General features: G+C 68.2%; 21 protein-coding genes and 2 pseudogenes. 15 read left to right on the top strand and 8 right to left on the bottom strand.

The genetic code is table 11. The features are described from left to right. Nucleotides 1-513 precede the first annotated feature (513 nt). From AMK22_RS41565 to AMK22_RS34560, 3 genes and pseudogenes are all read left to right on the top strand, one after another. Nucleotides 514-666, top strand: a pseudogene (locus AMK22_RS41565) (HAD family phosphatase); the annotation flags it as partial. A gap of 97 nt (nt 667-763) precedes the next feature. Continuing rightward, nucleotides 764-1,303 (top strand): adenylate kinase, encoded by a 540-nt coding sequence (locus AMK22_RS34565; protein WP_073791433.1) that lies wholly within the window; start codon nt 764-766, stop codon nt 1,301-1,303. 252 nt (nt 1,304-1,555) lie between these two features. Further along, the gene (locus AMK22_RS34560) at nt 1,556-2,164 is read left to right on the top strand and encodes a proteoglycan-4 (RefSeq protein ID WP_073791431.1); all 609 of its coding nucleotides are present in this window, start codon (nt 1,556-1,558) and stop codon (nt 2,162-2,164) included. Between the two features lie 454 nt (nt 2,165-2,618). Here the strand turns inward: AMK22_RS34560 and AMK22_RS41925 are convergent, their stop codons facing one another. The 4 genes from AMK22_RS41925 to AMK22_RS34535 form a co-directional block, all read right to left on the bottom strand. Beyond that, nucleotides 2,619-2,747, bottom strand: a complete 129-nt coding sequence (locus tag AMK22_RS41925) for a hypothetical protein (protein ID WP_274535467.1) — start codon at nt 2,745-2,747, stop codon at nt 2,619-2,621. Nucleotides 2,748-3,436: 689 nt separating this feature from the next. Next, on the bottom strand, nt 3,437-3,919 hold the full coding sequence (locus AMK22_RS34550; protein WP_073791428.1) for a transposase: 483 nt from the start codon (nt 3,917-3,919) through the stop codon (nt 3,437-3,439). Between the two features lie 67 nt (nt 3,920-3,986). Further along, nucleotides 3,987-4,592, bottom strand: a complete 606-nt coding sequence (locus tag AMK22_RS37940) for an IS6 family transposase (protein ID WP_242434289.1) — start codon at nt 4,590-4,592, stop codon at nt 3,987-3,989. Between the two features lie 225 nt (nt 4,593-4,817). Continuing rightward, complete coding sequence (locus tag AMK22_RS34535; RefSeq protein WP_073791427.1) at nt 4,818-5,432, bottom strand: DUF7691 family protein; 615 nt, start codon at nt 5,430-5,432, stop codon at nt 4,818-4,820. Between the two features lie 634 nt (nt 5,433-6,066). On the opposite strand from AMK22_RS34535, the gene AMK22_RS34530 reads away from it, so the two are divergent. The 6 genes from AMK22_RS34530 to AMK22_RS39305 all read left to right on the top strand — a co-directional run bounded on the left by AMK22_RS34530 (nt 6,067) and on the right by AMK22_RS39305 (nt 9,495). After that, nucleotides 6,067-6,684 carry a hypothetical protein gene (locus tag AMK22_RS34530; RefSeq protein ID WP_073791425.1) on the top strand — a complete coding sequence of 206 codons (618 nt, stop codon included), beginning with the start codon at nt 6,067-6,069 and terminating at the stop codon, nt 6,682-6,684. A gap of 604 nt (nt 6,685-7,288) precedes the next feature. Continuing rightward, the gene (locus tag AMK22_RS34525; RefSeq protein ID WP_073791424.1) at nt 7,289-7,531 is read left to right on the top strand and encodes a hypothetical protein; all 243 of its coding nucleotides are present in this window, start codon (nt 7,289-7,291) and stop codon (nt 7,529-7,531) included. Continuing rightward, nucleotides 7,503-8,030, top strand: a complete 528-nt coding sequence (locus tag AMK22_RS34520) for a DUF6879 family protein (protein ID WP_073791422.1) — start codon at nt 7,503-7,505, stop codon at nt 8,028-8,030. Before AMK22_RS34525 ends, AMK22_RS34520 begins: the two co-directional genes overlap by 29 nt. Further along, nucleotides 8,030-8,875: a helix-turn-helix domain-containing protein gene (locus tag AMK22_RS34515; protein WP_073791421.1), complete on the top strand. Its 846-nt coding sequence runs from the start codon at nt 8,030-8,032 to the stop codon at nt 8,873-8,875. Before AMK22_RS34520 ends, AMK22_RS34515 begins: the two co-directional genes overlap by 1 nt. A gap of 85 nt (nt 8,876-8,960) precedes the next feature. Further along, on the top strand, nt 8,961-9,113 hold the full coding sequence (locus tag AMK22_RS40320) for a hypothetical protein (RefSeq protein ID WP_199883397.1): 153 nt from the start codon (nt 8,961-8,963) through the stop codon (nt 9,111-9,113). A gap of 190 nt (nt 9,114-9,303) precedes the next feature. Further along, entirely contained in the window at nt 9,304-9,495 is a 192-nt protein-coding gene (locus AMK22_RS39305; protein WP_143203642.1) for a hypothetical protein, read from the top strand. A gap of 13 nt (nt 9,496-9,508) precedes the next feature. Here AMK22_RS39305 and AMK22_RS34505 read toward each other — a convergent pair. Further along, a pseudogene (locus tag AMK22_RS34505) lies at nt 9,509-11,040 on the bottom strand (ISL3 family transposase). Nucleotides 11,041-11,627: 587 nt separating this feature from the next. Between AMK22_RS34505 and AMK22_RS34500 the strand changes: the two are divergent. Continuing rightward, nucleotides 11,628-11,783 (top strand): hypothetical protein, encoded by a 156-nt coding sequence (locus AMK22_RS34500; RefSeq protein WP_242434288.1) that lies wholly within the window; start codon nt 11,628-11,630, stop codon nt 11,781-11,783. Between the two features lie 204 nt (nt 11,784-11,987). Here the strand turns inward: AMK22_RS34500 and AMK22_RS34495 are convergent, their stop codons facing one another. Further along, nucleotides 11,988-12,314: a hypothetical protein gene (locus AMK22_RS34495; protein ID WP_199883396.1), complete on the bottom strand. Its 327-nt coding sequence runs from the start codon at nt 12,312-12,314 to the stop codon at nt 11,988-11,990. A 605-nt stretch (nt 12,315-12,919) separates the two neighbouring features. Between AMK22_RS34495 and AMK22_RS39300 the strand changes: the two genes are divergently transcribed. Next, the gene (locus tag AMK22_RS39300; RefSeq protein WP_199883395.1) at nt 12,920-13,090 is read left to right on the top strand and encodes a hypothetical protein; all 171 of its coding nucleotides are present in this window, start codon (nt 12,920-12,922) and stop codon (nt 13,088-13,090) included. A gap of 48 nt (nt 13,091-13,138) precedes the next feature. Here the strand turns inward: AMK22_RS39300 and AMK22_RS34485 are convergent, their stop codons facing one another. Next, entirely contained in the window at nt 13,139-15,412 is a 2,274-nt protein-coding gene (locus tag AMK22_RS34485; RefSeq protein WP_073791418.1) for a N,N-dimethylformamidase beta subunit family domain-containing protein, read from the bottom strand. Continuing rightward, nucleotides 15,399-16,877, bottom strand: a complete 1,479-nt coding sequence (locus tag AMK22_RS34480; protein ID WP_073791416.1) for a sodium:solute symporter family protein — start codon at nt 16,875-16,877, stop codon at nt 15,399-15,401. The genes AMK22_RS34485 and AMK22_RS34480 overlap by 14 nt, the downstream gene beginning before the upstream one ends. A 404-nt stretch (nt 16,878-17,281) precedes the next feature. Between AMK22_RS34480 and AMK22_RS34475 the strand changes: the two genes are divergently transcribed. The 4 genes from AMK22_RS34475 (at nt 17,282) to AMK22_RS34460 (ending at nt 22,428) form a co-directional block, all read left to right on the top strand. After that, on the top strand, nt 17,282-18,127 hold the full coding sequence (locus AMK22_RS34475; RefSeq protein ID WP_073791415.1) for a DeoR/GlpR family DNA-binding transcription regulator: 846 nt from the start codon (nt 17,282-17,284) through the stop codon (nt 18,125-18,127). Between the two features lie 436 nt (nt 18,128-18,563). Continuing rightward, nucleotides 18,564-19,685, top strand: a complete 1,122-nt coding sequence (locus AMK22_RS34470) for a tyrosine-type recombinase/integrase (RefSeq protein ID WP_073791413.1) — start codon at nt 18,564-18,566, stop codon at nt 19,683-19,685. Further along, nucleotides 19,685-20,026: a helix-turn-helix domain-containing protein gene (locus AMK22_RS34465; protein WP_199883394.1), complete on the top strand. Its 342-nt coding sequence runs from the start codon at nt 19,685-19,687 to the stop codon at nt 20,024-20,026. The genes AMK22_RS34470 and AMK22_RS34465 overlap by 1 nt, the downstream gene beginning before the upstream one ends. After that, nucleotides 20,023-22,428 carry a hypothetical protein gene (locus AMK22_RS34460; RefSeq protein ID WP_073791410.1) on the top strand — a complete coding sequence of 802 codons (2,406 nt, stop codon included), beginning with the start codon at nt 20,023-20,025 and terminating at the stop codon, nt 22,426-22,428. The genes AMK22_RS34465 and AMK22_RS34460 overlap by 4 nt, the downstream gene beginning before the upstream one ends. The last annotated feature ends 17 nt before the right edge of the window (nt 22,429-22,445 follow it).

The raw sequence follows: 22,445 nt of genomic DNA, 5'->3' as shown, positions 1-22,445 counted from the left end.
GTTGCCTGATGCGGCACTAGCCACCGCCTCTGGGCGGACTCGGCGAACTCGACCCAGCAGCCGCGGGTCGGTCTATGGCCGGGCTGGCTCGTGGTGGTGGTGGTTGGTGACGGCGACCAGCTATTTGGTACCGGTGTCAGGCAGGGCGCCACCGGGCACGTATCGGGTACATGCAGGTCACTGCAGTGATGCCCGGATGAGGGGCGTCTGGTGTGCCACGTTCTGTGCGGTGTGGTTCGGCCAGATCTGGAGCAGGTAGTGCTCCGCGATCGGCTCGTTTTGGTCCTGTACGCCGTCGGGGTTGGTGCTCCGGCCTCGGGCGTGTAGTCGTAGCCGGTATGTGCCGGGCCCGGCGTGGGCGAGGTTGGTCTCATACGGTGCTTGGGGGTCTTCGCCGGTGTTGCCCATGAGGGCGTTGTAGCGGAGGCCTCCGGTGGGCGCGTCGAGGGTGGTTTCCGCGGCTTCGTCCCATGGCGCCGTGTCGGGGCCGGGGTCGGTGTCGGCTTGGAGGTTGCCAGCTTGGACGTGCGGCCGGAGAACTGTCTGTTCATCGACGATGTCGCAGTCAACGTTGAGGCCGCCCAGACGGTGGGCATGCAGGCGCATCTGTTCGAGGACAACGCCCGGACCATCACGCGCATCGCAGCTCACTTGGACGCCGGACCCTTGGTCCCAGGGCGCAGAGTGAGGTGGGCGACGGGCCGCGGGTCGGGCAGGGTGCCGTGGGGTGGTCGTGTGGGGTGGGGGCAAGAGGGAGAAATTTATGCGTAAGGTCGCGCTTTTTGGTTCGCCCGCTACCGGGAAATCCACTCTCGCCAAGGAGCTGTCGTCGCGTACTGGCTTGCCGCACACGGACCTTGATGACCTGTTGTTCACGTCCGACGGCACGCTGAATCCCGACGAGTTCCGCCTCCAGGCGGCAGATGTCACCTCCGGAGCGGCCTGGTTCGTTGAGGGAAACTTCTCCAAGCTGGCGGATGTAGTGTGGCACAGGGCCGACGTCCTGGTCTGGCTCGACTTCCCGCTGCCACTGGTTGTCTACAGGATCGTGCGACGCAGCCTGCGCCAACTGACCGGCCGTGAAGACAGTGCGCAGGCCAGGCGGCTGACGTGGCGCAAGGCGTTCTTCGCTCGCCGCTCCCTGCTGCGCACTGCCGTCCGGAAGTACCGTCACAACCGCCCGCGCTATGCCCGGCAGGTGGCCGAGACGGCGGCGCTGGGCGTCCAGGTCGTGCGGCTGCGCTCCGCCCGTGATGTCGAGCGCTGGACGGCCGTGGCGTGCGAGAGCGTTCAACGGCCGTGAGCGCGCCGTGCGGGCTTGATGTGCCGTGACAGGCCCGGATGAGTCGAAATGCTGCAACGTTGTTCTAGGTAGCCCGGACTTGTCCCGGAGACCGGACATGAAAAAGCCGGCGGAGAGTCACTGACGTGAGTGACCCGGCACACCGCCGGCCTTTCACCAACATCCCTGCCGATGAGGGCAGCGCGGACGCGTACAGCCAGCCTACAGGAGCACGTCCTCGCGGCAGGGGCCTGCAGAGAAGGAGGAGAGGCCTTGATCCCTCGCAACCGGCCTGTGATCAATGAAGCGGACATCGCCGCCCGCGCCGGCGTACCGGTGGCCGCCTGGCGGCGGCGCGATGCCCCCGCCTTCCGCCAGCATGTCCCCAACCTTTTGTCCGGCGGACGGCTCGTGCTCTACGACCTGGCCCAGGCAGAGGCCTACCTCGCCGGCAAGCCGGTTCCCGCCCTCAAGACCGAGCCACACCCCAAGGACCGGCTCAACGCCACCGAGGCCGCCGACATCCTCGGCATCGAGTCCAGTACCGTGCACGCCTACGCCGTCCAGGGCTACCTCTCCCGCGGGGAGACCGTCTACGGCACACGCGTATGGCCCCGGCACGAGATCGAACAACGACGGGACAACCCGCCCAGCCGCGGGAAAGACGGCGGCCGCCCCGCCGGCATCCCCCAAGGACCACGCAAAGCCCACCCCTACGAAAACGACCCCCGCCTGCAAACAGCAGCCCACGCCCTCGCCGCCGGCGGCGACACCCCCGTCATCAGCCGCATCGCCGCCAGCCTCGCCCAACAGCACGGCGGCTCCGCCCGCACCTGGGAACGCCTCCTGACCCAAGCCCGCCAGACCACCACCGAGCCCTGAACCCGAAACACCAGCCCGAACCAAAGCAGTCGCACTTCGTCACGTAGATCGTGGACATCAGCCGTCCTCTCAGAGGTCCGCGTGCGTGGCGGTGCGGCGGCCTGGCCCAGCACGTAGCGACGGAGATCGATGGAGGCCGGGGTCACCATGACGCACGACAGCACCGGGCACGGCGAACAGGACCAGGACGAGGAGCCACGCTACGTCAGCCAGCCCCTCCCGCCCGAGGTACCAGCGCCGCGCGTCGACCCGCCGACTCCCGCGCCCGCCGAACTCGACGGCCCCGGCGCCCCCGATGCCCGGCCCGCCCCTGCGGACCCGGACCCCGACTGCTGGTGGGCATCAACACCGAACCCGCCGGGCCTCGACGGGACTCCCTGCGCGGCCAGGACCCGGGCCGCGAGAGCGCCCACGGCCCGCCGGACGTCCTCCAGCGACTCCCGCAGTCCAGCCGTCACGCACGGGCCCGCCCGCGCCCCGGCATGGCCCCGCCGTCGCCGAGACCGAAGAGCCGCATCAGGTGGAGCGGGTCAGAGTGCTGTCGGGCTTCGAAGAGGACCCGGTCCTGACGGACCTGCTGCATGGTCAGTCCGGCGCGGGCCGCCGACGTCGCGGCGGACCGGACGGCCCGGGCGCGGGGGCGGCCAGGAGCACCGGCGTGAGGCAGGGGCCAGGGGCGGGGAGACGCAGGGCGAGCAGGCCACGCCGGCCACCGGAGCAAACAGCCTCTTCCTCCGGCTATCGCGGAGAACGGCGGGCAGAGTTGGCTTGCCCAGGGGGCCTGACCTGCGGAAACCCTCAGGATCGCGAAAGAGGGGTTCACACCTCCGGCAGTACCTGCGGGGCAACGCCGGGCTCACCTGTCCAGACAACGGTTCAGGCAACGGTTGGTGCAACCCCGGCCCGCACGGGCCGAGCGGATCCCGGAAGCCGGAACGGCGGCGCCCTCGCCGCCGCCAGTGACGCCGGCAGGCCGGGGCGATGCCCCTTCGGTGTCCGCAGGCCTCGCGTCCCTGGCCCCGCCGGCATGTTCAGGCGACGGGGGGACCGGTGATGAGGAGGGCGCGCTGCCTGTTCGGGGTCGCAACACGCGGGGCGGGGTCCATACTTAGCCTCGATCCACCGACGCGGTTTCGAAATGATCTGCGAGGGTTTTCGGGGCGGGTTCATGGGCTGTCAGCTGAGTGTGGACAGGGTGTGTCCGCTGGTCTGCCCAGCTTTTCCACGATTCGGTTCCGGTCGGGCTCTGGCGGGCGGGGTGGGCAGAGACTGTCAGGCGAGTGCGGGTGGGTGGTGGACCGTGTCGAACAGGTGTGTCCAGGCCTTTTGCCAGCGCCAGTTGCGCGGTAGGTGCAGGGTGAGGCGCCGGGCTGAGCGGGCGATCCGGGCGGGAACGTGGACCAGGTGGGCGCGGAGGGTGGCGGTGGTGGCCTTGGCGTGGAAGGCGGAGGCCAGTACTCCGGCGGCCCGCAGCAGGTTGTAGGCCATCGCCCACTGGATCAGCCAGGCGGCATTGGCGTGGAAGTGTCCCGAGGGCAGGTGGGCCAGGGCGGAGGCTTTGCTGTCGGCGATGACCTGCTCGACGACGGCGTGGTGGCGGTGGTCCCGTTCGGCCTGGAGGGTCTCGGCTGGGTTGTCGGTGAAGAACGGGTGGTGGCGCCAGACCGGGAACAACTCGCCCTGCTCGCAGACGGTGGCGGGTTTGGCCAGGTCACGGACCCGGCGCACGATCAGCCGCGCGGTCGGCGCTGTCACGTTGTTGGGTGCGTGGGTCTCTGACGGCGCGTCGGGGCGTGGCGGGGGTCGAGTTTCGGGCCGGTGTTCAAGCCTCGGCGGGCCGGCCGGTGGCGCCGGTGGCCTGGTCCCAGATGGCGAAGCGGATGGTCATCTCGGCGCGGTGGTCGGGGACGGTCATCAGGTGTCGGCGGGGCCGGAAGTGGGGTGAGATGCCACTGAACGCGGCCAGGAATCTTTGTGCGGCGCCGACGGAGCGGAAGCCCTTCATGGCGCGTTCCCGCTGCCGCGTGGGCTGGTGGGAGTTCTCCGCCCGGTTGTTCAGGCCCTTGTGCGAGCGGTGTTCCACCGAGGGCATGACCTCGCGGTGCGCCGCGCGGTAGGAACGGAGCTTGTCCGTGACGATCACCTCGGCACGGCCCCGATTCCTTTGAGGAGCCGACGGAAGAAGCGCCTGGCCGCGACCGTGTCCCGCCGGTTCTGGACGAGGATGTCGAGGGGCGTTGCCGTCGGCGTCGACGGCCCGCCACAGATACTTCAGCTCGCCGTTGACCTTGATGAAGACCTCGTCCAGGTGCCACTTGTCGCCGGGCCGGGGCCGGCGTCGGCGCAGCGCGTTGGCGTAGACCTGCCCGAACTTCGCGCACCAACGCCGGATCGTCTCGTACGAGACGAGCACACTGCGCTCGAGCATCAGCTCCTCGACCTCTCGGAAGCTGAGCGGGAAGCGGAAGTACAGCCACACAGTGGGAGATGACCTCCACCGGGTACCGGTGCCCCTTGTACGACGGCGGCGCGGACGACACGAGCGAACCCCTCCCGGCACGATCAACCACAAGATCATCCACGCCGGTCAGCCAACGTGACAACGCCCCCCAGAGGCATGCCTGCCGCCTCCGGGGGCCTCGCCGTCGCGATGTCAGGACCGGAAGCCGATAACGCCAAAGCCCGGCCGTCCCACCGCGTGCCGCATCCAGCCGAGACACTGCATGACAGCCTCCACGACCTCAGGCTCCAGCGGTGGTGCCTGGCCCGACTCGTTGACCGCCCGCTTGGTGGCCTCAAACTGCTCCAGCGCCTGCGCAATGTGATCGGGCGTCCACTCGCCGCAGCCCGGTATGTATGTGTACGGCAGAGGATCAGGGAGGCCGCTGTAGCTGAAGTCCTCGACAGAAATGGCTGTGATGCCCAGAGCCTTCAGGCCCTCGTCGACCACCGACAGCCAGTCACCCCGGTGCGGCGTAAAACAGTGGTTGTCCAGGAACGAGCCGGTCAGCGAGCACAACCGCTTGTAGGCATAGCCATACTGGAAAGCGTGATCCTCGCTGAAGGGCCCGCCGTTGATGACCGCGCGCAGTGCCTCGAACGCCGAGGGGGCGCCTTCCTCGATCGCGTCGCTGAAATAGTCATCGTCACGTGCCAGGTCGTCCCCAAAGCCGTTGCGGATCGCCTCCAGCAACTGGTCATCGCGGGATCCGACCAAGGCGCGCGTAGCGGCCACATCGAGCAGGTAGACGCTCAGTGAAGAACTCATGGAATGAACCTATGGGAAGCCTCTGACACGCGGCCGCTGACGGGTGGGGTGCAGGGCCTCGGCAGCCACGGCATAGCAGCTCGGCAAAGCGGAAGACGAACAGCACTGCGGGCGCGCAGTCATCCCGGGTGAATACGGACACCTCGGCATCCGACCGGCAGGCCGCCGATGGCGGGGCCGGCCGACCGGGGTCTCCGGTCGTTCGCACCGTCGCCGCCACCCACCCCGACCTCACCGAACTCGCCGCCACCCTCAGCCCCGACGCCGTCGCCCACACACGAACGGGATTTCTGGCAGAGCCAGGAGCGAGTCCCGCAGTCCGCCTGAACCACCAAGAACGGGCTCTACGAAACTCGAGGCAGTTCAACTCGGCGTGCAGAGACTGCGCGATCAGGTCCTCGGCCTGGACTGTCGTGGCGACAGATCCCGGTTCCCGGTCGCCTTGAGCGGAGGAGCTTCGGATCGGCTTTGTTGGGGCTGGGTGCGGGGCTTCGCAAAAGGAGTTTGAGGCCACTGGCGCACGTGTTGTACTTGGCACATGGGGGTTGGCGGCAGTCGGATGCGGTTGAGGGTGACGAACCATCCTGTTACTGATCCCGGACCCGGGCTCAGTCGGATCCTGAGCGCCGGTCCCATGCTCCGCAACACTTTCGTTTACCCGCCCAACCACCAAGTCGGATATCTGAATGCAAGTCGCGCGGATCTCCTTCGGCTCGGCGCTCTATTCCGCGTCGCCGCGACGAGCTCGCACAGCGCGATTCACATCCCGGTCCCGCCGGGCGCCCAGCCGATGACCTGCGTCGACAGCGACACCCATCCGCTGCCTATGCTGCTGGCCCGTGAGGACACGGGACTGAGGCCTTCCGACTGGCCGAATCTGCGGCACAGAATGCGCCGCGCCTCGGCCCCTTTGAGGGTGACCGCCCCAGCGGCACGACCTCCCGACCGCCCCGACGACGTCCACCGCCGAGCCGATCGCTCCCCCGCCCGTTTCGCGGAGCACGCGGCGACGATCGTCATCATTGCCCGTGCCGAACTTCTGTTCTGGATCGGCGACTGGCTCACCGCCGTCGGCGACCACGTCGCTCAAGACCGCCACGTGCATCAGCACGGCGAAAGCTTCCTCGGCGACATGGTCGGCTTCTTCGACCCCAGGGGCACGGACCAGCCCATGCACGCGTTCTGCGTCATCGCCGTCGAGCCGATCTTCCACCAGGCTCGCTGGCGGAAGCGGCGAACGCCCATCGGATAACCCGTGCTGGGCATGCCGTGACTTCGCTTTGGCAGCGACCCGCCCGGCTGATGAGGGCCTGGGCGGGCCCGGAGACCCTCGTCTCGCGACGACCCGCTGGTCGGTTACGCGCTCACCGTCGACATGAGCGAGGTCTGGCACGCCGACCTGACGGGCCGCATGAGATAGGGGACACCCCTGACTACCGCCCGCCCCGGCGTCAGACCTCGGAGTTTGGAAGCCGCCAATCGAAGGGCATCAGATCCCGCTCCGGGTCCCCCCGCCACGTTGATCCGATCGCTGGCCGGCGTCTGGTAGTCGAGGCGAAAGCCGGTGCGCCACTGGGAATTGTTGCCCCAGTCCTGGGAAAGTTCGACCGTCGGCCAGTGGCGGCGCCGGAAGGAGCGGTCCGCGAGGCCGCGCTGCGCGTGCTCGACGACGGCACGGGTCCGCACGCCGGGCAGGAAGCCGCTTTGTGCGTGCAGGGTCAGCCGTCGTCACCCTCGGCCGGGTGCCGCACCCTCGCGCTGCTTCACTCGTTTTCCATCTCCTGTGCGGCACGGCCACGTCATGATGGCGGTGCACGCGTAGGAACTCATGCAATCCCAACCCGGCGGAGGCGACCATGACGTTACATTTCATCGCAAAGGACCCGGAGACGAACGGTGACCACTGCCCCAGCGTCTGGTTCGACGACACCACACAGGAGTTCGTTGTCCAGGGGTGGAAGGCCGGCGCCGAGCTGGAAGCGAAGTGTCTGGAGAGCGGGCCGATTCCCGACACCGAGGCAGTCGTCCGCCTACCGGTCCGCATGGCCGAGGCGCTGAGGGAGGTACTCGATGTCGCAGCCGGTACCGCCGTTCGCTGAGCTTCTGGCACAGTGCACCACCTCGGCCGTGCACCTGGAAGCCCGGGACGCGTACGTGGTCGACGAGGAGGACCAGGACCTCAAGGCATGGCGCGCCGGCGAGCTGGCGGACGTAGCCGACCGGACGGCGTGGTGGGCACCGTTCCATGACGCGGTCGCCGACGCAGTGGCTCGTGGCGTTGCCGTCCAGCGGACGCGGGTCATCTCCACTCCAGCCACGGAGTACATCCGGTTCGAGCACGCGTGCACCCCGCGCAACCTCGCGGCAGGCGAGGAGGTCCGGTGGCTTCCCCGGGAACAGGCGCTCGACCTGCTCCTGCCCGCCCACGACTTCTGGCTGTTCGACGGCCGGCTGATCCGGTGGCACCACTTCGCCGGTGACGGCACCCACCTCCACGACCAGCTCGACAACCGCCCGGGCATTGCTGAGCAGACCGCAGCAGCGTTCCGCGCAGTGTGGGAGCGGGCCGTCCCGCATCAGGAGTTCACGATCACCTGATGGCTCCCTCTCCGTCAGCCCGCGTCCAGGAGGCGCGCGACCGTGTGGCGGTTCGCCTGCGCAACCTCCGAGCCGACGCGGGCCTGACAGGGCAGCAGCTGGCAGAACGCACCGGGTGGCAGGGCTCGAAGGTCTCCCGTCTCCAGAGCGGGCGGTCGCAGCCGTCCGATGACGACATCAGAGCCTGGTGCCGGGCCTGCGGCGCGGAGGACAAGGCCGCTGACCTGATCGCGGCGTCCCGCCAGGCGCAGCAGATGTACACGGAGTGGCGGCGAGTCCAGCGTGCCGGTCTCCGTGGCGTCCAGCAGGCGCGGAAGCCGCTGTACGACCGGACCAAGGTGATGCGGGTGTACAGCTCCAGCGTCATCCCAGGCATGCTCCAGACCCGCGCGTACGCGACTGCGCTGCTTTCGCAAATCGCCCGCTTCAACCACACACCCGACGACTCCCCCGCCGCAGCCGAAGCGCGAATGGAACGGTCGCAAGTAATCCACCGCGCGGGCCGCCGCTTTCCGATCCTGATCGAAGAGTCAGTGCTGCGCCGCCAGATCGGCGGGCCGGACGTAATGGCCGAACAGCTCGGATACCTGCTCCAGGTCGCGCAGCTGCCCTCGGTGACGCTCGGCATCATCCCCGCGGCAACCGGGGCGATGTGGCCGCTGGAGACATACACCATCTTCGACGCCGAACAGGTGACAGTGGAACTCCTGACGGCGGCGATCACGATCACCACTCCGTCCGAGGTAGCCCAGTACGCGGCCGCGCACGAGGAGATGAGCGCGGCAGCAGTACACGGACACGGAGCTATGCGCCTGATCACGAAGACCGTCTCCGCACTCGCGTAGAAACGCGTAGAAACTCAGGCTGCCCGCCACGCACACGCCCCTACCCTCAGTGGCGTTCCTCACCGACCACGACGGGGGGCTACCCGTGACGATGACGCTCAAGGTGTACCAAGTCGACCGGCACGGCCGGACGCAGGTCATCCGCCCGAAAGCCGAAGTGACCCCGGCCGAGGAACCGCCCGCGACGGACGAGTTCCCCACCTGCCAGTGCCACCAGTGCAAGGGCGGACAACGATGACCACCCGAATCCCCCGCCCAGCACCAGATCCGGCTGCCATCGAGACCGGGTGGTGCCACTGGCACCGCGGTCCATCCGGCACCGCGGTCCTCGTCGACATCGCCGAGCAAGGCTCGGGACCAGGCCGGGAACTGTACGCCTGCGCCCCGTGCCGCGAACAACGCGGCCTCCACCCCTACAACAAACAGCCATGACCACGCCAACCGGGCAACCGCTCCCCGACCCGAGAACACTGACATGGGACCAGGCCAACGGCCGCGCCTGCATCTGGTGCGGACAGCTCCTGACCACCAGCACGATCCGGGTCGGCATCATCCACTACCGGCTCGGCGCCCACATCCTCGACACCGAAGTATGGGCTCTGGCCCGTAGTCGGTGGTGACGCTGGGTGTCTGTCATGGCAGGAGGATGCGGTGGCGGAGGAGGTCGAATCCGGCGCGTCCGTGCATCTGTCTCATGATCCTCTTGGTGCGGGTGTTGACGCCTTCGGTGCGGCCGTTGTGGTAGGGCAGGGTGAGGGCGGCGTTCACGGCGGGCCGGTCGATTTCGAGGCCGTTGGTGAGACTGCGCAGGTGGGGCAGGTCGACGGCGCGGGCGGCGATGATCCACTCGGTGAGTTTGACGTCGTTGCCCACGGCCGGTTTCAGTAAGGCGGCGAAGCCGCGTACGAGATCGGCGAGTGCGGTCATCTCCGGGCAGGCCCCGGTGATCTTCTCCAGCAGGGCTGTTTCCTTCGGGCGCAGGTTTTCGGGGGCGGTGAGCAGGAGGCGGCTGGCGTGGCGCGGGGTGGTGACGGGGCGGTCGCCTTCAGCGCGGCCCTGGTTGAGGTAGCGGACCAGCAGGTTGGCGCTGCCGGTGTAGCCCATCTCCCTGATCTCCCGTAGTAGTTGGGTGACAGCGACTGCCGGATCGGCCGCGCGGCGGGCGCGCAGATGGTCGCGGTAGGGGTCAACGAGGGTGGGTCGGTAGGCGGGGGCGATGCGCAGGGCCTGCGGTTCGGGCATGCGGGCGTAGCGTTTGACGGTGTTCAGGGCCAGGCAGAGGCGGCGGGAGCAGTCGAGCAGGCCGATGCCCTGGCCGAGGAGATCGTGGATCTTGTTCCAGCGTTCGCGGGTGGTCTGCTCGCGTACTCCGCCGGGGCGGGGCGGGTTGATGGTGGCCCAGCAGCCGGCGTGGGCACGGACTTCGAGGAGGACTTTGTCGCAGAGATTGCGCCAGAGGTGCCAGCGGTCGCTGACCTGCACCGCGTCGGGCAGGGCGCGGCGGACGGCCTCGGCGTAGGTGGCTGATCCGTCACGGCACACGATCTCGATACCGGGATGTTCGCGCAGCCAGGACTCCAGGGTGGCCGCCTCGCGGTCGGGCAGGACCGCGACGCGTTGGCCGGTTTCGCGTCCGTGATGATGGTGGCGTAGCGGTGGCGGCGGCGCAGGGCGAAGTCGTCCACGCCGATCACGCGCGGGACCGCCTGCTGCGGCAGTGGCAGGCGCCACAGATGGCGTAGCGCCGTGCTGCGGGAGACGGGCACGGCCAGTAGGCCGGCGAGGCGTGCAGCCGCCCTGCCGCATAACTCCCGTGCCACCTGGGATATCTGCCAGGCAAGCCGCACCGTGCGGCGCTGATGGCGCTCCAACAGCCCGGGAATCTGCTCGCGGAAGGTCTGCCGCCAACAGGTAAGGGCCGGACAGACCAGCCGCCGAACGCGAAGGTGGACCACGACCTGGCGACCGTCGACCGGAACGTCCGTCACCGTCCGACGGTGATACCCGTGCACCTTCGCCGTCGGTGTCCCGCACATCGGACACGGCACCGCCACGTCCCGAGTGCGGGCCGCGACCACCACCGCGTCACCACCGTTCGCCACATCCTCGACGACCAAAGCCGACAGCCCGGAAAACACCATTCCCACAAGGGAGTTGACATCCATCACAAGATCATGATCAAGGATGGCTACTCGGCGTCACCACCGACTACGAGCCAGAGCCGCTCGTTTGACAGTCTCTGGCCTGGGGATCGTCGCCAACTGCACCCAGGCACTTGGCACACACGTGGGACGCGACGGGTGCCGGACGGTCTGGGCCACCGTCTCCCTGACGCGGCACCCGCCGGGACCCCATGCATGAGAAGCAGTCGACGCCGGTCGCAGGGGTGTCAAAGCGCCCCCGGACTGCGGATCGCGCGGACTGGTCCCTGTGGCTCAAGGGCGGCCTGCCGCGAGCCGGGCAGGCCCTGCGCCGACGTCCTGGCCTACGGAGCCAGCAGCGGCACCCGTCCCCGACCCGGCGATCAGGACGGGGCGCCCGGTTTCCCGAACGGCCCTTGCCAGAGCCCTCTGCCTGCCGGCTTCGCACAGGGGCCGGGCAGAGGCGCCTGAACCGGTTCATCACCCTTCAGGCGCTCCGGGCCAGCCCGCCGCACCCGCACCCGCACCCGCACCCGCACCCGCGAAAATCCTGGCTCGGGCGGACGAAACCCGGGCCGGACCATCGCGGGCGCCTCCCGCCGCAGCCTTCAGTGAACGATCACGGCAAAGAGAAGATCGCGCCGTGCATGGCCGCTGCCGACACCTTGCCCAGTGACACCGTGTTCCTGGATGGCGAGTTGTCGCCGCAGGAGTTGGCCGATCGCGTGCTGGCCCGGGTCCAAGCCGGCGGAACCTCCGGGGTGTGATCGCGGTGGTGGCGTCCGCGTCCAGCCGCCGTGCGGCTGGATCCTGGCGGGCGCCAGGTGGCTATGGCGGTCACCAACCTTCGGTGACAACGCTCAACCTGGGGGGCGGGTGAGAGAGATCAATGGTGCAGACGGCGAGGGAACGCGGCAGGCCACGTCGGCGGGCTCCCTCGCCGTGTTCGGACACGTCTGTAGATGTCAGGATCAGCTGCACGATCCGTACGGGGCTGTTCCTGGGCGGGCGGCCAGCAGGCGGCGGACGTTGCCGAGGGCTGCGGCCTGTTCCCGTAGACGCACGATCTCATCGTGCTGTGCGGCCAAGCGCGAGACGGCGAGTTCCTTGAACGTTGCGAGCTCGGCAATGGTCTCGTCCCGCTGAGCCAGGCGTTCCTTGAGCTCGGCGACCTTGGTCTTGAGTCGTTCGATCTGCGCGACCCTCGGGTCGACGAACTCTCCGGCCTCCTGCAGAGTACGAAGGCGCCGCTCGAACTCTTCGGCGAGGAGGCCCATCAGATCTTCAACGCTGCCCACGCCGACATTTGCTGCCCACCGACGGGACATCGCTTCAGCTGGAGCGACTGTTACAGCGGTGCCGACTTGTTGCCCCTGACGTCGCCGCGCGCAACGCGGCACGTCTCTGCAGCGGCTGCCCTGGCCTCCTCTGCCGCCCTGCCGGCCGACTCCGCTTATCTGGCAGCCTGGTCGGTGGCATCGGCCACGTCCTGGCCGGCCGCGACCTCGACGGCGTCCGGCGCACCGATGCGACGTTCTGGCGTTCGGGCACACGCATCCTGCCGGGGGGAAGGCCGTGTTCGGCGCCGGTCGTACCGGGCCGGGTGGCAGCGCCTCACCGCCCGGACGACGCTGAGGGCGCGGCCGCCGAGGCCGGTTACCTCCTCGGTCAGGCCCCCGATGCCACAGCTCGGTCCCTTCAGTCCCTCTGGGAGAACCGCGACCAAGCCCTTGCCTCGCTCGAGACCGGCGGGATCGGGGCGGTCTCCGCCCTCGCGGTCGGCGGTGCGCCGTACGGGCTGCTGACGCGCAAGCGCCGCAGAGTTCATGCGCGAGCGGGTTCGCCTCCTGCGCGAGGCGCTCGCCGGGCCGCAGGGCATATGCACTACGCGTTCGATATATGGTTGCACCGGGCCTTCCCGGACGTCCGCTTCGAACGGTATGCCGACGACGCGGTCATCCACTGCCGCAGTTTCGCCGAGGCGAGAGCGGTGCTGGCCGCGCTGACCTCCCGCCACATGGCGAGCCCGTCTCGGTCAGCTTTCCTGTCGCTGCGGGAGAGCAGCCTGGCCTGAGCGGCGAGTCGTGACGGTGCCCGCGGTGGGCACCGTCACGACAGGTCGTCATCGGTCCTGAGCGAACCTCGCCAGCACATTGCCGGTGATCCGGGCCACGTTGTTGTCGAAACCGTGGTAGGCGAGGCTGCCCGCCCAGCAGATGGAGCCCACGGAGAAGACGGCGCCGCCTCCGTCGATCTCGAAGTACGTCAGGTCGGAGCGCACCCGCTCGTTCTCGGTACCGCCCTGACGCGGCGCGGTCATCAGCAGCTCTTCCTGGGTGATCTGGTAGCGGTCGTCGAGCCTGGTCGACGTGGCCAGCCGCAGCGCGTGTGCGGGGGTGCCCAGATCGAGGCCGAATCGATCGACCTCGTCGCCCGCGGCGCCGCCCAGGACGTAGCCGAAGTCCCCGATCACCTCGTCCGGTGCGATGCCCTCGAAGATGAAGGCGACCGATTCGTCGTGGCTGTCGTCCAACCGCCGGTATCCGGCGGCCTTGCCCCAGCCCTGTGCCGCCATGCCGACGCCTACGACTTGCTGCGGGACGTAGCCGTTGAACCGCCACAGGCCGCCGTGGTCACCGCTCGCGCTGTGCACCAGTTCCCCGGGCGGCGAGTCCCAGCACCTGGTGCCGGAGTTGCCCCGTCGCACCTCGATGAGGTGCGGCCGGTCCTCGAAGACGCTGGTGACCCAGTAGAAGCCGTTGCCGCCCAGGTACATCAGCCGCCCGCCATCCGCCAGGTAGGTGGTCAGCGAGTCCATCATGTCCCGCGTCCAGTACTCGGGGTGGGAGCCCGTCACCAGGGTGTTGTACCGCGCGAGCAGGGCCGGCCCCTCACGGTGCAGGTCCTCGTCGAGGGCCACGTCGAAGTCGTACTCCTCCCCCAGGGAACGGAGCCAGCCCAGAATGAAGAGATCCGCTGCGAGGTGCCGCACGTGCCCGGACAACCAGTTGTGGTAGTGCGGACGGAGGTTCAGCACGGGGCGCAGTCGGGACGAGTAGGCGACGCCGCTGCCGTCGGTGTGCGTGTCGTAGAGGGATCTGCCGACCTCGTCGTGGCGCACGATGAACTCGTCCTGGGGAGCGAGCGTCATGTCGTGGACCATGAAGTCCTCTTGCAGCCCGGACTCGAAGAGCCGCTCGTTCGCGTACGCCTGGTAGGTAAGGGTGGGGACCAGGAACAGCACCTTGGCGCGGCTGCCCGCCGGGCGGCGGACGAAGAACGGGATGTAGTCCACCTCGTCGCCGGCGCGCAGCCGCAGTGCGTAGGCGCCGGGGGGCGTGTCGGTCGGAACGGTCCAGGTGAGCGAGGGCAGCCACCCGGAGTCCTCCAGGTCGTCCTCGTGGAAGTGGGCCGCCGCGTAGTGGTCGGGCGCGGTGCGGAAGTCCGTGTGGCGCCCGTCCCACCGGCTGCCGGTCACACCCCGTTGGGGGGCTTGGTGCAGGGTTCCGTGGTGGTGGTTGCCCGAGCGGTCGTGCAGGCGGTTGGTGGAGAAGTCCGTCGCGAAGTCGTAGTCGGCCACGAGGGCGGTCGGTTGGACGCTTCCGCCGCGGTGGGCGATTTCCACCTCAGAGGGGTCCAAGGCGCGGCCGTGACAGCGCGGGTCCTCGATCTTGCCGTTGAAGTGGCGGTCCAGGTAGAGGGCGCCATCGATCAGTGTCGGGGCTCCGGCTATGTACGTCCCGGACAGCAGGGAATCGCTGAAGTCCAGTGCTGCGGGGGCTTCGACGGTGTCCCGCACGTTTCCGGCCCGCCAGCCCGTGGTCTGGGCGACGTAGAGTCGTGCCCGGCCCGCTGCTCCGTCGTAGGTGAGGTTGACGAAGTACCAGCAGTCGGAGTGCAGTTCGGTGCCCGAGATCAGCCGGACCTGCCCGGAGGTGTCGGCGAGGGTGAGGCCGAGCCTGCCCTCCGGGTCGATGGCCAGTTCGACGAGGTGCCGCCCGGTGTCGTGGTCGCCGGAGTGGAAGAGGACCTGTTGGCGTCCGGCCTGCGGCACGGTGGGCAGGAAGCGCAGCTGCACGTTGAACGTATTCTCCGCGAGCCACTGTGCCGGCAGCGGCAGTTCGGCGTACGAGCCGGTGTCGGTGCGCTGGATCTCTCCTGGATGGGTGCCGTCGCACTCCGCTCCGACCTCCCGTACGGGGAGCTCCGTTGAGCGGGGGTCGGTCATCCCGCCGAGCAGTTCCACGACCTCGGCGCGGTACTCGGCGCGGTTGGTGCTGATGTGGAAAGTGATCAGCTCACCGGGGCGTACGCTCCACCGGTCCGCGTAGCCGGTGATGTCGAGGACGTCGCCGTTTTCGTTCAGCCGGAGATATGCACCGTCAGATGTCGACATGCTCCGGTGCTCCCTTCGTGTCGTGGGTGCCGTGGGCGGTTGCGAAGAACCGTTCCACCTGTGGATCGATGGCCTTGCGGCCCCCCGCCAGCGTCATACTCGTGCCGACGACGGCGCTCAACGCGATGCCGACGGGGCTGACGAGGTGGTAGGGGAAGTCCGCGAGCAGGGCGATGACGACGTATACGACGCCGACCACCAGGGAACCGAGTGCCGCGTCCGTGGTGAAGCGCTTCCAGTACAGGCCTGCCAGGATCGGGAAGGCGAGCAGCGCGGTGAACACGGAGACGTAGGTCAGGATGAGGAGGATGTTGCCGACGAAAGAGAGTGCGAACACGAGGGTCGAGAGGCCGAGTGCCAGGAACACGATCCGGCTGGCGCGCACGTAGAACTGGTCGCTGCGCTCGCGGAACGCGTACCTCTTGAGCAGGTCGTTGACCACGATCGAGACCGCGGAGTTCCAGATAGCCACCATGGTGCTGATTCCGACCAACAGCAGGGTCACCAGCATCAGCCCCTGGATGAGGGGCGGTGTGTACTCCAGGACCAGTCTCGGGAGCGCTTCCTCAGGCTTGTCGAGGCCAGGCATGAGGACCCGGCTGAACATGGTGGCGAGCGCGACGAGGGCATACAGCACCACGATCAGCACCGTGTTGACCAACATGGCCCGGTAGGCGACGCGTTCGTTGCGTGCGGAGAAGATGCGCTGCCCGTACCAGGGTGCTGCCACGTACAGCATTATGTTCTGGAAGCACCAGGTGAGGATCGCGGCGAACCCGTAGTTCTCCAGGTCCCAGATCGGTTCGAACGACAGGTACTGCGAGTCGAAGACCTTGCTGAGTTGGTCGAAGCCGCCCGCGTTGGTGTAGCCGATCCAGAACATCACCGGGATGAAGACGAGAATCATGACGTAGGCGACGATGTCGAAGGAGATGGCTGTCATGAAGCCGCCGGCCAGGGACAGCACCAGACACAGGGTCGTGATGACGCAGACCGTGACCAGCGGTTCCACACCGAGTAGCACGGACACGACCACCGAGAGTCCGGCGAGGTAGGTCGCGGGCGCGATCCAGGTGAAGGTCAGGGTCACCACGCTGGCGAGTGCCCTGGTGGTCTCCGCCCGTCTGCCGGGGAATCTTCGTTCGAAGAACTCCGCGATCGTCGATATCTGGAGGCGTCGGTAGGGCTTGGCGACGGTCCAGGCGTAGATGCTGAAGACGAAGACGAAGATGAACGACGTGTACCAGACCCCCACGGTGCCGTAGAGGTAGGCAACCGAGGCGCCTCCGATCAGCGTGGCGGTGTTGAACTCGGCCGCGCCCAAGGTGGCCACGAGGGCGGCGAAACCGGTCTTGCGTCCCGCCAGGTTGTAGTCCTGGTAGCTGTTGATGCGTCGGTAGGACCGGTAGGCGAGGAAAAACAGCAGAGCGGTGAAGGCGATGGTCATCGCGTACTTCTCCGTCATTACTCTCCCTAGTTCATGTCTGCCTCCTCGACGAGGGCGCCACAGCCGTGAAGGTGGAAGCGTCTCGTGCCCGGACAGCCCAGGTCGTTCGGAGTGCGCGTGCCGCGAGCCAGAAGAAGACCGCTTCTGACTGCAATCGTGGTTTTCTGTGGGTTGGGTGAAGTCATAGTGACCGCCCCTGTGGCACTTGACAAGAGCTTGCCCGCCGGACCTTCCACGTCTACTCTCTCCGCCACCTCTGGATTCCACGAAGAAAGGCCAGCCCAGCGGCTGTTACCCGAAGATCGGACGACGTGCGACGGAGCCCCTGGGGTGCGGTCGAAGTGAACCACCTTGACCGACCCGGAGGCCGAGAACATACTTCTCCACAGAAAACCACATCTGGCCATAGGGGCGGTCTGAATATGCTTGCAGCCGAACGGCATGCCCTGATCTCGCAGGCGATCCAGGAAGGTCGCGTAGTGTCGACCGCCGAATTGGCGGACACGTTGGACGTCTCCACCGAAACCATCCGCCGCGACTTCGCCGAGCTGGAGTCCAAGGGCCTGTTGGTGCGGGTCCGCGGCGGCGCCACGCGCACCGATCACCTCAGTGACGAGCCCCCGTTCAGAGAACGCAACTCCGCCGCCGGGGAGGCGAAAGCGGTCATCAGCGCCCTCGCTGCCGAACTGGTCCGGCCGGGGCAGACGGTCGTGATCGACGTCGGCACCACGGCGATGCACGTCGCGCGCGCCCTCGCGAAGAACTTCACCGGTGTGGTGCTGACCTGTTCGGTGCCGGTGGTCAACGAACTGGCCGAGGCCACCGGCATCGAGGTCCACCTCAGCGCCGGACGCATGCGCCGGGGCGACCTCGCCCTCTCCGGACCCGTGACCCAGCGCTTCTTCGAGGACGTCTACGCTGATGTGGCGTTCCTCGGCTCCGGCGGCGTCCACGACGAGGCCGGTCTGACCGACTTCCACCTCGACGAATGTCACGTCCGGCGCGTCATCATGCAGAACTCCGCGGTCAACTACGTACTCGCCGACGGCTCCAAGTTCCAGCGCATCGCTCCCTACCGGGTGGCACCCCTGGAGCACATCGACGGACTGATCACCGATCAACGGCCGCCCGAGGAACTGGCCCGCACCCTCGCCGCCGCGGGCAGCCGGGTCATCCGGCCGGGACACGTGCGCGACGATGCGTACCCGCGGACCGGCCGACGCCACGAGAGCGCGATGCCCGGTCCCTCGGACGGAGACGGGTCATAACGGTCCTCATGGCCATCGACATGGTGGTCGAAGCGGAGGGCACCGTCCGCAGTGTCGTCGAACTCCCAGTGCGCCCCGTCTACCTGGTCGGTCGTGCGTGGATGCACCGTCGCGCTTCCGGTCCTCATGCGCCGCGTACGCGGAGGCTGTCGTTGATCACGAATGAGACAGGCGGTCAACACCGTTGCGTTTGGCCCCTGAGCTGTACGTCAAGCCCTGTTGAACAGCAACTCCGATCACGCCTGGGTCGCGTCCACCAGCGCGCTCTACCAGAACCCTCAGGAATTGCATCAGACGGGCGAGAAACCGCAGGTCACGAGGTCAGGACAGCGTCCGGCGAGGGCTTCATCCTCTTACAACCTGGCGGCCTGAGCTGGGAGTTTGGCGATCAGATCCCATCTGATGCAGGATTTGCCCTCTGGAGGGGAGGGCGGAAGTGGGTCTTCAGCGACGTGCCGACCTGGCTGGGGCGGCTCATCTGGAGCTGGTCTCCGGTGTGGTCCAGTTGCGTCCGCAGGACGCGATGGTCGAGGCGATGCTGCGGGGCTGGCGGGCTCAGCAGGCCGCCCGCGGGCTCCGCGACGACACGGTCACCGGCCGGGAACGGCTCATACGCCGGTTTCTGGAGCACACCAACGAATACCCGTGGGCCTGGACACCCGGCCACGTGGACGAATGGTCACTGTGGTTGACCAGCGAGAAGCACCTCGCGCCGTCCACGATCCGCAGCTACCAGGGCAGCCTGCGCCTGTTCAGCGAGTTCCTGATCGACGGCCGTTACGGCTGGGTGGTGGCCTGCGAGGACGCCTTCGGCACTCACCCGGTGGCCATCTGCCACGAGTGGAACACCATCGCCCACCTCAACGACTACGAGGGTCGTCCCGAGGCGAGGCCGTTCATCCGCGAGGAGATTCAGCGCTTCCTCGACTACGCCGATGACCAGGTCGAACGGGCGGTCCGGGCCAAGCGCAAGGGAGCCCTCGCCGCCTACCGCGACGCCACCCTCTTCAAGGTCATCTACGGGTGGGGGCTGCGCCGCACGGAGACGTCGAAGCTGGATGTGGTCGACTTCGGGCGGAATGCGAAGGCGCCGCAGTTCGGCCGGTACGGCACGCTCAACGTCCGTTACGGCAAGGCGAAGAAGGGCCAGCCGCCGCGGCGGAGGAACGTGCTGTCGGTGATGGACTGGGCGGTGGAGGCGGTCGCCGATTACGTGGAGAACGTCCGGCCGCGGTTCGGCTGCGGGGACCACCCGGCGTTGTGGGTGACCGAGCGGGGAGGCCGGGTCAAGCCGGCGGAGATCAACGCCCGGTTCGTTGCCTACCGTGACGCCCTGAAGCTCCCGAAGGAGCTGACCGTCCATTCCGCTCGCCACTCCTACGTCACCCATCTCACGGAGGACGGGGTCGACCGGCGGTTTCTGCAGCAGCAAGTCGGTCACGAGAATGACAGCTCCACCGCCATCTACACCCACGTCAGCGACGACTTCATGAACACCATGCTCCACAAGGCACTCGCTCCCGCGCTCGCCCCGACCTCCGCAGACAAGGACCGCTGATGGCCGCCAAGCTCGACTACCACTGGCACCTGCGCAAGGTCATGGCCGACCGCGGCCTGTTCTCCACCACCGACCTCATCCCGCTGCTGGACGAACGCGGCATCACCCTGTCCTCCAGCCAGGTCTACCGGCTCGTCGTCGAGCGCCCCGAGCGGCTCAGCCTGAAAATCCTCATGGCCCTCCTCGACATCCTCGACTGCACCATGGACGACCTCATCGAGCCCGCCGTCGCAGCGGGTGCCGGATCAACTACCCGGACAAAGAAGGCCGTTGGCGCTGAGGCAGGCGTCGGTGACCTGCGACCCAAACGAGCTCGCATCCGCGGTCTCGAGCGGCCATGACCATACCCGGGCACCCCGATCGGGCCGTCACCGACCCGATCGGACTCATCGTGGACCTGGTCGTGGCCGTCGAACGGCAGCTGGAGCCTGGCCGGATCCGCGCCGTGGTCGCCGGCGTCGCGGGCGGCCGCTCGAAGTCACGTCGCCTCGCGGCACATCTCGCTGAGCATCCCCGGGTGCTGACCGACGGCCGCTCGCCGGCGCCCAGAGCCGTCGGCGACCTGCTCATCGCCCTGCGTGCGGCTGGGGCCCAGACGGTCTCGCCGCCGTGTTGCACCGCATGCGGCAGGCCGATGCGAACCCTCCAGCGCCGCGGCCAGGACTGGTACTGCTGGAACTGCGGGCGGCCGCAGCCCCAGCCGTGTGCTGCCTGCGGAAACACCCGCCAGGTCGCTACACGCGACCGGGCCGGGCGGCCACGATGCGGCAAGTGCCCGGACACTGACGGGCGTGACCCCGTCGCAGTGGTCGGCGCTCTGATCGCTGAACTGGACCCGCAGGCCGAACGGGAGACGGTCTCCGACGCGGTCCGTCGATCGGCACCTGGTCCCTCCTACCAGCGGAAACTCGCCTGGGCCCTGGAATCCCACCCAGCTCTGCTGACCGGGGACGGTCATCTCGCACCCCACCCCGCGATCCTCAAGCTGATCGACCTGCTGCACGAGTCCGGCATCGCCGGGATCGTCCGGCCGTCCTGCCCCGTCTGCCACAGAGTCGTACGCATCGACAAGCCTCTGAACGGACAGCGGGTCTGCCGCATGTGTATCTCCCACTCCCGCATCGAGGAGTGCTCGGGATGCGGAGCCCGCCGAGAGCCCGCCACCCGCGACGAGCAAGGTCGGCCAGTGTGTCCGAACTGCCTGGTCAGCGACCCGGCGAACCTGGAGACCTGCATCAACTGCGGCCGGCGCAAGGTTGTGGACACCCGCACGCCGGTCGGCCCGCTCTGCCAAAGCTGCCCCGCCTTGCCCACCGCGACTTGCAGTATCTGCGGCGAGAAGAAACCCTGCGGGATCTCCCGCACCACGGGTCGGCCGTGGTGCCTGGACTGTCAGCGCCGCTCGGCGCCGTGCTCGGCCTGCGGCGGCGTCGCAGCGGTCGTCTCCGGCACTCTCGACCAGCCCCTTTGCCTGGATTGCACCGTCCCTGAGGTCTGGCACACCTGCCCCACCTGCAGCGATCCCGACTACCCGCACCCCGGCCAGTGCGCTCGTTGTCTCATCAACCGGCGCCTCAACGAGCTCCTGGGCCCTCCGTCCGATGCCCTCCACCCCGGTCTCGAAGCCCTGCGGAACGACATCGCCACCACCGAGCACCCCCTCACCGCCAAGCGGTGGCTGAACAAGCCGTCCGTGTCTCCGGTCCTGGCCGACCTCGCGGCCGGCAGAAGAGCGCTGACTCACGAGGCCCTCGACGAGCTGCCCGACAGCCCGCCCCTCGCCCACCTCCGCCAAGTCCTCGTCGGCGTCGGGGCCCTGCCCGAGCGGGACGAGTACATGGTCCGCCTCGAACGCTTTCTCACCGGCCTCCTCGCATTCCAGCAGGACACCGAACAGCGCAAAGTTCTGCACCGGTACGCGATCTGGCACCTGCTCCGGCGACTCCGCCGACGCAACAACGGCAGCCCCGTCACCCCGCAGCAGTTCAGCTCCGCACGGCAACGCACCCACGCGGCCGTCGCCTTCCTGAACTGGCTGGCGACCCACGACCTCACCCTGGAGACCTGCCGGCAAGCCGACCTCGACCGCTGGCTCACCGACGACTCCGCCACCTACCGCCACACGGCCGGGCACTTCATCCGGTGGGCCCGCACCAACAAGCTCACCACCGTCCACGTCCCCGCCGTCCGCTGGAACGGCCCCACCCAGCCACTCGACGCCGAGCAGCGCTGGGACGTCGCACGCCGACTCCTGCACGACGACACTCTCAAGCCCGAAGACCGCCTCGCCGGGCTGCTTCTCCTCCTCTATGCCCAAGGGCCGTCGGCAATCCACCGGTTGACCATCGAGGACATTGAGGTCGGCGCTCGGGAAGTACATCTCCACCTCGGCGATGCCCCGGTCCGGCTGCCCGAGCCCGTCGCCGCGCTGGCCCGCGCGGTTGCCGCGAACCGCAAGGACCACGCGACCATCGGCGCTCTGGCGCCGTCTCCATGGCTCTTCCCCGGTGGCCAGCCCGGACGGCCGATCAGCACCACTCAGCTGACACAACGCCTCAACCAGCTCGGGATCCGGCCCAACCAGGCCCGCAGCACCGCGCTCTTCCAGCTCGCCACCGAGATCCCCGCCGCGATCCTCGCCCGCACCCTGGGCATCCACACCGATGTCGCTGTCGCCTGGCAACGGCTCTCCGCCGGCGACTGGGCCACCTACGCCGCCGAAGTCAGCCGACGCAGTCGATGAGAGCCAAAGCACAACGC

Source organism: Streptomyces sp. CB01580 (assembly GCF_001905795.1).
Taxonomy (GTDB): domain Bacteria; phylum Actinomycetota; class Actinomycetes; order Streptomycetales; family Streptomycetaceae; genus Streptomyces.
The sequence above is the reverse complement of the archived record's forward strand: the minus strand, read 5'-3'. Positions and strand labels throughout refer to the sequence as shown.